The 12,899-nt window shown below is 74.5% G+C and carries 13 protein-coding genes; 10 read left to right on the forward strand and 3 right to left on the reverse strand.

Annotation, left to right across the window (positions count from 1 at the left end; translation table 11 throughout):
* The first annotated feature begins 112 nt into the window (after positions 1-112).
* The gene (locus ACZ7EC_RS11255) at positions 113-1,357 is read left to right on the forward strand and encodes an ANTAR domain-containing protein (RefSeq protein WP_471060894.1); all 1,245 of its coding nucleotides are present in this window, start codon (positions 113-115) and stop codon (positions 1,355-1,357) included.
* A 77-nt stretch (positions 1,358-1,434) separates the two neighbouring features.
* Entirely contained in the window at positions 1,435-1,629 is a 195-nt protein-coding gene (locus ACZ7EC_RS11260) for a hypothetical protein (protein WP_471060897.1), read from the forward strand.
* Positions 1,630-1,705: 76 nt separating this feature from the next.
* Here the strand turns inward: ACZ7EC_RS11260 and ACZ7EC_RS11265 are convergent, their stop codons facing one another.
* Positions 1,706-2,071 carry a DUF6479 family protein gene (locus ACZ7EC_RS11265; RefSeq protein ID WP_471060900.1) on the reverse strand — a complete coding sequence of 122 codons (366 nt, stop codon included), beginning with the start codon at positions 2,069-2,071 and terminating at the stop codon, positions 1,706-1,708.
* Positions 2,072-2,187: 116 nt separating this feature from the next.
* Here ACZ7EC_RS11265 and ACZ7EC_RS11270 point away from each other — a divergent pair, with 116 nt between their 5' ends.
* The gene (locus ACZ7EC_RS11270; RefSeq protein WP_471060903.1) at positions 2,188-2,562 is read left to right on the forward strand and encodes a four-helix bundle copper-binding protein; all 375 of its coding nucleotides are present in this window, start codon (positions 2,188-2,190) and stop codon (positions 2,560-2,562) included.
* 188 nt (positions 2,563-2,750) lie between these two features.
* Positions 2,751-3,527, forward strand: coding sequence for an SDR family NAD(P)-dependent oxidoreductase (locus ACZ7EC_RS11275; protein ID WP_471060906.1), 777 nt, complete (start codon positions 2,751-2,753; stop codon positions 3,525-3,527).
* A 48-nt stretch (positions 3,528-3,575) separates the two neighbouring features.
* Here the strand turns inward: ACZ7EC_RS11275 and ACZ7EC_RS11280 are convergent, their stop codons facing one another.
* On the reverse strand, positions 3,576-4,511 hold the full coding sequence (locus ACZ7EC_RS11280) for an adenosine kinase (RefSeq protein ID WP_471060909.1): 936 nt from the start codon (positions 4,509-4,511) through the stop codon (positions 3,576-3,578).
* Between the two features lie 206 nt (positions 4,512-4,717).
* Here ACZ7EC_RS11280 and ACZ7EC_RS11285 point away from each other — a divergent pair, with 206 nt between their 5' ends.
* The 3 genes from ACZ7EC_RS11285 (at position 4,718) to ACZ7EC_RS11295 (ending at position 8,817) form a co-directional block, all read left to right on the forward strand.
* Positions 4,718-5,557: an oxygenase MpaB family protein gene (locus ACZ7EC_RS11285; protein WP_471060912.1), complete on the forward strand. Its 840-nt coding sequence runs from the start codon at positions 4,718-4,720 to the stop codon at positions 5,555-5,557.
* Positions 5,558-5,600: 43 nt separating this feature from the next.
* Positions 5,601-7,169, forward strand: a complete 1,569-nt coding sequence (locus ACZ7EC_RS11290; RefSeq protein ID WP_471060914.1) for a phytoene desaturase family protein — start codon at positions 5,601-5,603, stop codon at positions 7,167-7,169.
* A 124-nt stretch (positions 7,170-7,293) separates the two neighbouring features.
* Positions 7,294-8,817 (forward strand): acyl-CoA synthetase, encoded by a 1,524-nt coding sequence (locus ACZ7EC_RS11295; RefSeq protein ID WP_471060917.1) that lies wholly within the window; start codon positions 7,294-7,296, stop codon positions 8,815-8,817.
* A gap of 49 nt (positions 8,818-8,866) precedes the next feature.
* On the opposite strand, the gene paaK is transcribed toward ACZ7EC_RS11295, so the two are convergent.
* Positions 8,867-10,177, reverse strand: a complete 1,311-nt coding sequence (gene paaK, locus ACZ7EC_RS11300) for a phenylacetate--CoA ligase PaaK (RefSeq protein WP_471060919.1) — start codon at positions 10,175-10,177, stop codon at positions 8,867-8,869.
* A 193-nt stretch (positions 10,178-10,370) separates the two neighbouring features.
* Here paaK and ACZ7EC_RS11305 point away from each other — a divergent pair, with 193 nt between their 5' ends.
* The 3 genes from ACZ7EC_RS11305 to ACZ7EC_RS11315 all read left to right on the forward strand — a co-directional run bounded on the left by ACZ7EC_RS11305 (position 10,371) and on the right by ACZ7EC_RS11315 (position 12,616).
* A complete protein-coding gene (locus ACZ7EC_RS11305; protein WP_471060921.1) occupies positions 10,371-11,207 on the forward strand; it encodes an alpha/beta fold hydrolase in 837 nt (278 codons plus the stop codon).
* Positions 11,208-11,300: 93 nt separating this feature from the next.
* Entirely contained in the window at positions 11,301-11,543 is a 243-nt protein-coding gene (locus ACZ7EC_RS11310) for a DUF397 domain-containing protein (protein ID WP_471060924.1), read from the forward strand.
* A gap of 173 nt (positions 11,544-11,716) precedes the next feature.
* Positions 11,717-12,616 (forward strand): universal stress protein, encoded by a 900-nt coding sequence (locus ACZ7EC_RS11315; protein WP_471060927.1) that lies wholly within the window; start codon positions 11,717-11,719, stop codon positions 12,614-12,616.
* Positions 12,617-12,899: the final 283 nt, after the last annotated feature.

Below are 12,899 nucleotides of genomic sequence, written 5' to 3' on the forward strand. Positions count from 1 at the left end.
GCCGCGTCCGGTTGAGAGCGGGGCGTCCGCCGTGCATGGTGGGGGTCCAAGGTCAGGTTCATGGTCGGGAAGCGGCCGTACCGGTCCCTCCCCGAGCTGTCCGGGTGATCCCATGAAAGCCTTCACGCCGCGGCCGGGCGCACCGGCCCCCCTGATGATCGAGTCCTCCGTGGTGGAGGGCCTGCCCGCCGAGGGCGCGCTGCTGCTGCGCATGTCCGGCATCCTCGACGCGCAGGGCGCCGACGCCTGGTCACAGGAGCTGCGCGGCCATCTGGAGCAGGCGGACCGCGCCGGGCTGCGGCCCGTCCTGGACATGGCCCACGTCCAGCTCGGCGGCGCCGCCGTGCTGCGCGCCCTCAGCCAGACCACGCGCGTCCGCGCCGGCCGACCCGACCTGATCATCGTCCGGGCCCGGCCGGGTGTCCGCGAGGCCGTGCGCCTGGCCCGCCTGGAGGGCGTCCAGCTGTACGCCACCCTGGACGAGGCGGTGCGCGAACTGGCCCGCGCCGCCGCCAGAGTGGAGGAGCTGCCCGCCTGGCGCTCCCAGATGGCCGACCCGCTGCGGCCCTCGTACCAGGACCTGGACCAGGAGGTCCGCGCCCTGCGCGCGCGGGTCCGCACCGCCCCGGTGATCGGCATGGCGCAGGGCGTGCTCATGGCCCGCTACGCGCTGCCCGAGACCGGCGGCGCCTTCCGCGTGCTGCGGGAGACCTCCCAGCGCTTCAACGTGCCGCTGCGCGTCCTCGCCTCCGCCGTGGTCGTGGCCCGGCCGCCCGACGGCCCGGCCTGGTTCCCCGGCCGCCGCCCGCTGCCCGTGCCCGCGCTGCGCGTCCTCGCCCGCACGGAACGCGACCCCCGCTACCGCGGGCGGATGATCGACGCCGTACTGCGCGAGGCGCTCGCCATCGGCCGTGCGCCGGCCGGCCATGTGCTCTGCGTCGACCCCGCCGTCAACGCGCTCGCCCTGGAGGCCCGGTACGGCGGTTCGGACGCCTACCTCGACCACCTCGGGCGCGGTCATGACGACGGCACGGCCGAGGCGGTCGCCCGCGCCCGCGGACGACGCGTGAGCATCCCCGACGTGGCCGCCGACGCGCTGCTCTCCGAGGACAGCCGGCGCGCCCTGCTCGCGACCGGCGCGCGGGCCCTGCAATGCGTCCCGGTCCTGTCCTCCGCCGGCTGCTGCGCCGGCCTGATCACCGTGCACTGGCCCGACGCCGGGCACCGCCCGACCTCCGTCCAGGCCGATGCCCTCGGCCTGCTCGCCGCCGACACCGCGGCCTGGCTGGGCTGGTACCACCGCACGGTCCTGCTCGACGCCCTCGAACACCTGCACAAGCGGCTGACCAGGCCGTGAACGGGGTGCGTCATGCCCGCCGCCGCGGGAACCCGGACCCGGCACGCAGCACGCATCACCCGGAGGGAGTAGAGCGCATGTCCAATCCGCAGCAGCCCGAACAGCGGCGCAGCGACAAGGGAGGTACCACCCCGCAGGACAGCGGCGAGCTCAAGGCCCGGCAGGCGGCCGAGCGGGGTGCGGGCGCCCGTCCGAAGGGCACCGACAAGGGCGGCAAGGGCGGGGGAGAGGGCGGCGGAGTGCCCCCGGCGCAGCAGCCCGACCACCCCTGAGCCCGCGTACGTCCACGCGGCGGGACCCCGGCGGCACAGCGTGTCCGCCGGGGTCCCGCCGCGTGTGAGCCGATGGTCAGTGAGCGCCGAGCCCCCCGCCTCCGAAGGACCCGCTGGACCCGCTGCTCCAGCGCGGACGCTTCTGGTCCTCGCTGGTCTTGGAGTCCATGTTGCTCAGCTCGTAGGGGGTGAGCGGACGGCCGCCCTTGGGTGTCCTGGGGACTTCCTGGTAGTCCCGGTTCTCCCGGAGCTCGTGCACCGCACCCTCCGGCGGCAGCTTCGGCTGCTCCTCGGGACGCGGGCGAGCGGGTTCGCTGGACTTGACGCGGGAGGTCAGCCAGAAGCCGCCGGCGAGCAGGGCCAGGACCCCGACGGCCACGACGAAGAGGACGAGGCTGATCAGGCCGCTCGGCGCGGCCAGCTGCATCGGTGCGGTGTTCATACGACAGGCATACCCCCTCCAAAACCGTATGAATCGAACATATGAAATAAATAGGACTCCGCTGTCATGGAGAGCCGGCCGGGTTTGCCCCCGAGCCTCGGGGCAACCCGCACCCTGTGACCCAGCAGGCTTCCCCGCAGCAGCTCTACCGGTTCCTGGAGGACCGCTTCGGGTGTGCCCAGGCGTGCACGGAGTGTGCCCGCGCCTGCTCCGTGCGGGTCAGCCTGGTCGATCCGGGCGGCTCCGACCGCCAGGAGCGGGTGCGGCGGCTCGGGGTCATGTGCGCTGAGGTGTGCGACGCCACCTGCCGGCTGCTGTGCGAGGAGAGCCGGCAGGACGAGGAGGGGCTGCGCGGCCGGGTGGACTGGTGCCGCCAGGTCTGCCTCGAATCCGCCCATGCCTTCGACGGACACCCCGGCGCCGAATCGGCCGCGGCCTCCTGCCGCGCCTGCGCCGACGCGTGCGCCGACTTCCTGGAAACCCTGGCCTAGGGTCTGGGGCGCCCACCGTCCGACCGGCGCCCGGCGTGGGCAGGACGTGCGATTTCACGGCGCGCCGGTGCGCTGTCCGGGTCAGCCGACCGCGTAGCTGCGGGTGATTCGTCCCCTCGTGCCTCTACGCTTCGCCACGGTCCAGCGTCCGCAGCGGCCAGCAGAGGCTCTCAGAGAGGACTCCCCTCATGTCAGCTCCCGTGGTCGTCGTCACCGGCGCGCTCAGCGGCATCGGGCGGGCCACCGCCGTGGCCTACGCCCGGCGGGGCGCCGACGTCGTCGTCTCGGGACGGCATCCGGGCCCCGGCAAGGAACTCGCCGGGGAACTCGAAGGGCTCGGGGCGCGGGCCCTGTTCGTGCAGGCCGATGTGCGGCTGGAGGACGATGTCCGCGATCTCGTGGAGCAGGCCGTCGACCGCTTCGGCCGGATCGACGTCGCCCTCAACAACGCCGGGACCGAGGGGCGGTCCGCGCCGATCACCGCCGTCACGGCCGACGCCTACGCGGCCACCTTCGACACCAACGTCAAGGGAACCCTGCTGAGCATGAAGCACGAGTTCCGCGCCATGCGGGAGCGCGGCGGCGGCAGCATCGTCAATGTCAGCAGCGTGTACGGCCTGATGGGCTACCCGGAGGTCGCCGTGTACGCCGGCAGCAAGCACGCCGTCATCGGCATCACCAGGGCGGCCGCCCTCGAAGGCGCCGCGCACGGCATCCGGGTGAACGCGGTCGCCCCCGGCTTCACCAGGACCGGCATGTACGAGCGGGTCACCGGCGACGACCGGACGCGCGAGGCGGTGAACTCCGTGCTGCCCCTGCACCGGCCGGGCACCCCCGAGGAGGTGGCCGAGGCCGTGATCTTCCTCGGGTCCGAGGGGGCGTCGTACATCACCGGCCAGACCCTGACCCTGGACGGGGGCCTCATGGCGGGCTGGCCGGTCTTCCCGGCACCCGACCCGGCTTGAGCCCCCGCCGGATCGCCCGGTCGCCCCTTCGCGGGCGGCCGCAAGGGTTCATCCGGCCGCCCTGACGGTCCGCCCGCCGGGGTCCGACGCGGCGACGCGGGCGAGCAGTTCGTCCCGTGAGATGGCGTCGGCGCGGGTCGAGGGCACCGTGCAGGCGTGGGCGCCCGCGATCGCGCCGTAGTGGGCGCAGCGCAGCGGGTCCAGGCCGTCCAGCCAGCCGAGCAGGAAGGCGGCGGCGAACGCGTCGCCCGCGCCGTTGGAGTCCACGACGGGCTCGGGCGGGGCGATCGCGGGCACATGGGCCAGCTCGCCGTCGGCCAGCAGGTACGCGCCCTCGGCGCCCGCGGTGGCCACCACGATCCGGGCCCGGCCCCGCGCCGCGACGTCCCGCATGGTGTGCTCCGGGTCGGCCAGCGCCGTGGTGGACAGGAACACCAGGTCGGCGGCGAGCGCGAAGGGCTCGTGGTAGGGGTTGGCGCCGTCCCAGTCGTGCAGGTCCGTGGAGACGGTCAGCCCGGCCTCGCGCAGCACCGGCAGGGCGTACGCGCACGGATGGGTGATGACCACGTGCGCGTGCCGGCTCCGCGCGGCGAGCGCGCGCAGGGTGTCCTCGGGCAGCCGGTCGGACGGCCGGCTGCGGGTGTCGTCGTACAGGGAGAGCCGGCGTCCGTCCGGGCCGACCAGGTTGACCGCGCGCTTGGTTCCGGCGGCCGAGGGCACGTCGGTGAGCGGGATGCCCCGGTCCCGGTGCAGCGCGCGCACCAGATCGCCCTCGGGGTCGGCGCCGACCAGGTCGATGTGGTGGGCGCGCAGGCCCAGGGCGCTGACCTGGAGCGCCACGAAGTCCCCGCTCTGCCCGGCACGGGTCACGATGCCCGGCCGGATCATGTAGCTGTCGGCGTAGGGGAGCGGCAGCTCCGGCACGTGGACGACGGTGTCCACGCCGGCGCCGCCCAGGACGAGGACATCGGTCTCGGTGGTCATGGCAGTCGGCTCGTCTCTCTCACGTCGCTGGGACGGGTGAGTCAAGCAGCCGCCCCCGCCACTGGCAACAACGTGCTGCAACTTTCCGCAAGTTGCACCAGGCGGGCGGGCCGGTCCGGGGGCAGGCGTTCCGGCCCGCGGCCACCGCCCCGAGCGCCAAAAGCCCGCCGCGGACCCCTGCGAGCGCCTGCCGCCATACTGGAGGCATGGGCGACCCCGGTCTCTACACCCCGCGCTCCGTGACCTGGCAGCTGCACGGCGACCCCATGATGTGGGTCGCCGGAGTCCGCGCCCTCTACCTCCAGGCCCTGCTCCCGCGCGCGGTGCGCGGAGTCCTCCAGAACTCCGACTTCCGGCGGGACGCGTGGGGCCGCCTGTCGCGCACCGCGGACTTCGTCGGCGTCACGACCTACGGCACCACCGAGGCCGCCGAACGCGCCGGTGCCCACGTCCGCGGCATCCACCGCAGGCTCACCGTCACCGACCCCGCGACCGGCGAACGGTACGGCGTCGGCGAACCGGGGCTGCTGCGCTGGGTGCACTGCGCCGAGGTCGACTCCTACCTCCAGGTGCTGCGCCGCTCCGGCTACCCGCTGTCCGACACCCAGGCCGACCGCTACATCGCCGAGCGCCGGATCAGCGCCCGCCTGGTGGGCCTCGACCCGCGGGAAGTCCCGGCCGACCGCGCCGAACTGGCCGCGTACTTCGCCCGGATGCGCCCCCACCTCGCGGCGGGCCCCGAGGCGCGGGAGGTGGACGACTTCCTCCAACACCCGCCGGTACCCACCCTGTTGATCCCGGCGCGCGACCTGCTCTGGCGCCGGGTGGCGGGCCTCGCCTACGCCGCGCTGCCCCCGTACGCCCACGACCTGTACGGCAGATCGGCCCCCGACCCCGCCACCGTCGCCCGCCGCCTGCGCAGCACCGGCACCCTGCTCCGCCGCATCCCGCCCCACCTGCGCTGGCAGCGTCCCCCGAAGCACATCCTGCACGCGATGTCCCGGCTGGGCCCGGCCGCGTGCCCGGCCCCGCACAAGGTGCCCTGAGCTTCCTCTGGCCCCGCCGGATCACCCCGTGTTACGAAGGACCATGTCCGTGAACCAGGGAACCCGCGCGTACGACGCCGTCATCGTCGGGGCAGGCCACAACGGTCTGGTCGCCGCCGCCTATCTGGCCCGTGCCGGACGCTCCGTGCTGGTGCTGGAGCGGCTCGGCCACACCGGCGGGGCCGCCGTGTCCAGCCGGCCGTTCGCCGGGGTGGCGGCACGGCTGTCGCGCTACTCCTACCTGGTCAGCCTGCTGCCGGGGAAGATCGTGGCCGACCTCGGCCTCGACTTCCGGCTGCGCTCGCGCACCATCTCCTCGTACACCCCCGTGGAACGCGCGGGCCGCCCCACCGGACTCCTCGTCGGCGGCGGCGAGGCCCGCACGCGGGACGCCTTCGCCCGGCTGACCGGCGGCGAGCGCGAGTACGCCGCCTGGCAGCGCTTCTACGGCATGACCGGCCGCGTCGCCGAACGCGTCTTCCCGACCCTCACCGAGCCCCTGCCCGGCCGGGACGAGCTGCGCCGCCGCATCGACGACGACAACGCCTGGCGGGCCCTGTTCGAGGAGCCGATCGGGGCTGCGGTGGAGGCGCACTTCGAGGACGACCTGGTGCGGGGCGTGGTCCTCACCGACGCCCTGATCGGCACCTTCGCCGACGCCCACGACCCCACGCTGGCCCAGAACCGCTGCTTCCTCTACCACGTCATCGGCGGCGGCACCGGTGCCTGGGACGTGCCCGTGGGCGGCATGGGCGCCCTCACCGACGCCCTCGCGGCGGCGGCCCGTACGGCGGGCGCGGAGATCGTGACCGGACACGAGGCGGTCCGCGTCGCCGCCGACGAGAACGGCGCCGAGGTCACCTACCGCACCGCCGACGGCGAGGGCGTCGCCGCCGCCCGGCACGTCCTGGTCAACGCCTCGCCGCAGGAACTGGCCGCCCTCACCGGGGACACGCCACCGGAACCCGCCGAGGGCGCCCAGCTCAAGGTCAACATGCTGCTCACCCGGCTGCCGAAGCTGCGCGACCCGGACGCCGACCCCCGCGAGGCCTTCGCCGGCACCTTCCATATCGCCGAGGGCTACGGCCAGTTGGCCACCGCCCATGCCGAGGCCGCGGCCGGCCGGCTGCCCAGCGCGCCGCCCTCGGAGATCTACTGCCACTCCCTGACCGACCCCACCATCCTCGGCCCCGAACTCGCCGAACGCGGCTACCAGACCCTCACCCTCTTCGGCCTGCACACCCCGGCCCGCCTCTTCGACCGGGACAACGACGCCGCCCGCGCGGAACTGCTGGCCGCCACCCTCGCCCAGCTCGACGCCCACCTCGCCGAACCCCTCGCCGACTGCCTGGCCACCGACGCCGACGGCCGCCCCTGCATCGAGGCGAAGACCCCGCTCGACCTCGAACGCGATCTGCGGCTGCCCGGCGGCAACATCTTCCACCGCGCCCTGTCCTGGCCCTACTCCCAGGAGGACACCGGCCGTTGGGGCGTGGAGACCCGGCACCCGCGCGTCCTGCTGTGCGGGGCGGGCGCGGTGCGCGGGGGCGGGGTGAGCGGCGTACCCGGCCACAACGCGGCGATGGCCGTGCTGGAGAACACGGCAAGCTGACGCTGCGTCAGGAGGCGCACCGGCTGCGGCGGGCCCGGCGCGCGGCGGCAGGCACGCGTCCGGCCCGCATCCGGTCTCCCGCAGTCCTTGACCCGCGCGTCCCGCGGGCCCAGGATCTGCGGTCATGAGCGAGGCACAGGGCGGCACGGCCGGCGGACAGGGCAGCAGCACGGTCGACGCGGTGCTGCGGCGCAGCGCCCGCCGCACCCCCGCGCGGGTCGCGGTGGAGTACGGCGACCGCCGCTGGACGTACGGGGAACTGGACGACGCCGTCTCCCGCGCGGCCGCGCTGCTGCTCGCCGAGGGCGTCGCCCCCGGCGACCGGGTCGCCGCCTACGGTCACAACTCGGACGCCTACCTGATCGCCTTCCTCGGCTGCGCCCGCGCGGGCCTCGTGCACGTCCCGGTCGACAACCACCTCACCGGCGACGACCTGGCCTACCTCGTCGAACAGTCCGGCAGCAGCCTGGTGCTCGCCGACCCCGGCCTCGCGGACCGGCTGCCCGAAGGCGTACGGTCGCTGCCGCTGCGGGACACCGGGGACTCGCTCCTGGCGCGCCTCGCCGACACCGAGCCGTACGACGGCCCGGAACCGCGCTCCGAGGACCTGGTGCAACTGCTCTACACCTCCGGCACGACCGCGCTGCCCAAGGGCGCGATGATGACCCACCGGGCCCTGGTGCACGAGTACGTGAGCGCGATCACCGCCCTGGACCTGCGCGCGGACGACCGCCCCGCGCACGCCCTGCCGCTCTACCACTCCGCCCAACTGCACGTCTTCCTGCTGCCCTGCCTCGCGGTCGGCGCCACCAGCGTCATCCTGGACGCGCCCGACGGGGATCTGCTGTTCGACCTGATCGAGGCGGGCCGCGTGGACAGCCTGTTCGCGCCGCCCACCGTGTGGATCGCCCTGGCGAACCGGCCCGACTTCGCCACCCGCGACCTCGGCGGGCTCCGCAAGGCGTACTACGGCGCCTCCGTCATGCCGGTGCCCGTCCTGGAGCGGCTGCGCGGGCGCCTGCCCCACCTCGCCCTGTACAACTGCTTCGGGCAGAGCGAGATCGGCCCCCTCGCCACGGTCCTCGGGCCGGCCGAGCACGAGGGCCGCCTCGACTCCTGCGGACGGCCCGTGCTGTTCGTGGAGGCCAGGGTCGTGGACGCGGAGGGCCGGGAGGTGCCCGACGGCACGACCGGCGAGATCGTCTACCGCTCGCCGCAGCTGTGCGAGGGCTACTGGGACAAGCCCGAGGAGACCGTGGAGGCCTTCCGCGACGGCTGGTTCCACTCCGGGGACCTCGCGGTGCGGGACGCGGACGGCCGCTTCACCATCGTGGACCGGGTGAAGGACGTCATCAACTCCGGTGGCGTGCTGGTCGCTTCACGGCAGGTCGAGGACGCGCTCTACACCCATGAGGCGGTGGCGGAGGCCGCCGTGATCGGCCTGCCGGACGAGCGCTGGATCGAGGCCGTCACGGCGGTCGTGGTGCCGCGCGGTGAAGTCACCGAGGAGCAACTCGTCGCCCACGTACGGGAGAAGCTGCCGTCCTTCAAGACGCCCAAGCGGGTGCTGTTCGTCGACGCGCTGCCCCGCAACGCCAGCGGGAAGATCCTCAAGCGCGAACTGCGGGACGGCTTCGCCAAGGGGTGACGTCATCGCCCGCCGGGCGCCGGGCGATGACGTCCGCCCGGTCCGCCGCTCACCCCCGACCGGCGTCCCGCGGCCGCAGGTCCACGATGCGGCGGATCTTGCCGACCGAGCGCTCCAGCGACTCCGGCTCCACGATCTCCACGTCCACCGACACCCCGATGCCGTTCTTCACCGCCGCCACGATGGACCGGGCCGCCGCCTCCCGCGCCTGCGGTGTCGCGCCCTGCCGCGCCTCGGCCCGCACGGTCAGCGAGTCCATCCGGCCCTCGCGGGTCAGCCGCAGCTGGAAGTGCGGGGCCACGCCCGGCGTACGCAGCACGATCTCCTCGACCTGCGTGGGGAACAGGTTCACCCCGCGCAGGATCACCAGGTCGTCGCTGCGCCCGGAGATCTTCTCCATCCGCCGGAACACCCGCGCCGTGCCGGGCAGCAGCCGGGTCAGGTCGCGGGTGCGGTACCGGACGACCGGCATGGCCTCCTTGGTCAGCGAGGTGAACACCAGCTCGCCCCGCTCGCCCTCCGGCAGCGGCTCGCCGGTGACGGGATCGACCACCTCCGGGTAGAAGTGGTCCTCCCACACGGTCAGCCCGTCCTTGGTCTCCACGCACTCCTGCGCCACACCGGGGCCGACCACCTCCGACAGCCCGTAGATGTCCACGGCGTCGATCGCGAACCGCTCCTCGATCTCCCGCCGCATCTGCTCCGTCCACGGTTCGGCCCCGAAGATCCCCACCCGCAGCGAGGTGGTCCGGGGGTCCACGCCCTGCCGCTCGAACTCGTCGAGCAGCGTCAGCATGTAGGAGGGCGTCACCATGATCACGGCCGGTTCCAGGTCCTGGATCAGCTGCACCTGCCGCGCCGTCATGCCGCCGGACGCCGGGACGACCGTACAGCCGAGCCGCTCCGCGCCGTAGTGGGCGCCGAGGCCGCCGGTGAACAGCCCGTATCCGTACGCCACGTGCACCACGTCGCCGGGGCGTCCGCCCGCCGCGCGGATGGAGCGCGCGACCATGTCGGCCCACATGGACAGATCGTTCTCGGTGTAGCCGACCACCGTGGGGCGGCCGGTGGTGCCGCTGGAGGCGTGCAGCCGGCGGATCCGCTCCCTGGGCACCGCGAACATCCCGAACGGGTAGTTCTCCCGCAGGTCCGCCTTGGTGGTGAAGGGGAAACGGGCGAGGTCCGCCAGCGAACGGCAGTCCTCCGGTCGTACCCCCGCCTTGTCGAACGACTCCCGGTAGAACGGCACGTGCTCATAGGCGTGCCGCAGCGAGGCGCGCAGCCGCTCCAGCTGAAGCGCCCGCAACTCCTGCGGTCCGAGCCGTTCGCCCGCATCCAGCAGATCCCGCGCCTGAGCCATCGGCACGTCTCCTCACCAAGACATTACGGACGACCGATCATTCGGTCGAACTGTTCGGGGCCAGTAATTCAGGCCGAGGGGGTTTCGGACAAGAGGGCTGCGGACATTTGTCGCCCCGCCCGCGGGCACGTGCCGCGGCCGGCCCGCGGAAAGGCGTTGCGGTGGGGCGGGCCGGACCGCGAAGATCATGCGCATGCCGACCTTCACCACGGCCGACGGCACCCGCCTCGCCTACCACCTGCGCGGCGCCGGCGAACCCCTCGCCGTCCTGCCCGGCGGCCCCATGCGCGCCTCCGCCTACCTGGGAGACCTCGGCGGCCTGACCGCGCACCGCCGGCTGGCCCTGCTCGACCTGCGGGGCACCGGCGGCTCGGCGGCACCGGCCGACCCGGCGACGTACCGCTGCGACCGCATGGTGGAGGACGTGGAGACCTGGCGCGCACACCTGGCTCTCGACCGCTTCGACCTGCTCGCCCACTCCGCCGGCGCGGCCCTGGCCATGCTCTACGCGGCCCGCCACCCCCACCGGATCAGACGCCTGCTGCTGATCACCCCGAATCCGTCCGCCCTCGGTCTGCCCCACACCCCCGAGGACCGGCTCGCCGCCGCCGCTACGCGGGCGCACGAGCCGTGGTTCCCGCAGGCGTACCCGGCCTTCCGCTCCTGGCTCGCGGGCGAGGCGGACTTCGACGACGTCTTCCTGCCCTTCTTCTACGGCCGCTGGGACGCCACCGCACGGGCCCACGCGGACGCGGAGCCGGCGCAGACCGCCGACGAGGCCGCCGACCGGTATTTCGCCGAGGGCGCCTTCACCCCGGACGCGACCCGCGCCGCCCTCACCGCGCTGACGGCCCCGGTCCTCGTGTACGCGGGCGCCCTCGACGGCGGACCGCGCCCGGAGCGGGCCCGCCGGGCGGCGGAGTGCTTCCCGAACGCGGAGGTCACCGTCCAGCCGGGTGCCGCGCACTATCCATGGCTGGACGATCCCGCGGAGTTCAGGCGGCGGGTCACGGGCTTCCTCGACCGGTGACCGGCGCTGAACGTCCTCCCCACGTGGGCTGTTGGGCACCGGGACCGGTCGCTAGGCTGAGCCGCGGACGACGACACCGGGAGGAGCACGGACGTGGCCGACAGCACCACCCAGCACAAGCCGCTCAAGGGCTGGGACAAGCCGGACCTGGACCTCAGCAAGGCCGAGTGGCGGTCCAGCAGCCGAGGCAAGGGCGATGTGCAGATCGCCTTCGTCGAGGGCTTCATCGCGATGCGCAACAGCGAGCGCCCGGAGAGCCCCTCCCTGATCTTCACCCCCGCGGAATGGGGCGCCTTCGTCTCCGACGCGCGGGAAGGGGAGTTCGACCTCACCTGAGGGCGGCCCGGACCTCCGGGGCGCCCTGATCCGGACCGGGGCGTCGCGCGCCTGAACCGGGGGTGTCACGCGCCGATTTCCGGACACGTGATCCACAGTGCCCTGCCGGGGCCGATGCCTGATGGAGGCTGACCCCAGCAAGGGAGAGTGTCGTGTTCCGGAGGTGAGGAAGCATGAGCGCTGCGCCGGTCATCGCCGCGGTGGACGGTTCCGAGGACAGCCTGCGGGCGATGGAGTGGGCCGCGGACGCCGCCCGCCGCCGCGCGGCACCGCTGCGGGTGGTCCATGTCCGCCAGTACGCCGCCTGGGGGCAGACCGACGTCCTGGTGGCCGGGCCGCCCGAGGCGGAGGGCGACCCCGTCCTCGACGAGGTGCGCACCCGGCTCGCGGACCACGCCCCCGAGGGCGTCGAGTACGTCACGCTGGAGGGCGCGCCCGGCGCGGTGCTGCCCGAACTGGGCGCCGACGCCCAGCTGTTGGTGCTCGGCTCGCGGGGTCGCGGCGGCTTCGCCAGCCTGCTGCTCGGCTCCAGCAGCCTCGCCGCCGCGCGGGACGCCGAGTGCCCGGTGGTCGTCGTCCCCCCGCCCGGCCGCGAGGTGCACGGCGAGGGACCGGCCGAGCCGGGACCCCGTGTGGTGGTGGGCCTGAACGTCGACAGCCCCGACGAGGCCACGCTCTCCTTCGCCTTCACCGAGGCGGCCCTGCGCGGCGCCCGGGTCCAGGCGATCGCCGCCTATCCCTGGCCCCTCCAGACCTGGTCGGCGCCGGGCCAGCTGGTGCCGCCGATGCCCGACGAGAAGGCCCTCGCCGACGAGACGCGGGCCCTCGCCGAGGGATTCCTCGCCCCGCACCGCGAACGCCACCCGAGCGTCCGCGCCGACGCCGAGGCCCTGCCGGGCGACGCGGCGGGCATCCTCGTGGCCGCCTCCCGCGACGCCGACCTGGTCGTCGTCGGCCGCCACCGCCGCCGCCTCCTGGCCCCCGCCCGCATGATGGGCTCCGTCACCCAGGCCGTCCTCCTCCACGCGGCCGGCCCGGTCGCGGTGCTGCCGCCGACTCCGGGGGAGGCGTGAGCGAGGCGGTGCGGCCCAGCCGACGACGTCAGGTGCGGTGACCGCGGGGGCGGTGGTGTCCCGCCGTGCCGCCGGAATCCGCCGGCCGGAGTGCTGGTCGTAGGCCCGGATGGCGGGACGGGCGGGGCGGCTGCCGGTCGGGCCCCGCGCGCTCGCCGGTTCCGGACCCGTGCCCCGCGACCCCCGGACGGCCGAGCCCGCTCCCGCCCCTTATCGCCCCGGTCGGCTCGCAGGCGAGTGCCGGCGCCGCGCCACCCGCCCCCGCGGCGCCACCCCCGCACCC

Source organism: Streptomyces sp. NPDC037203, from assembly GCF_055605065.1.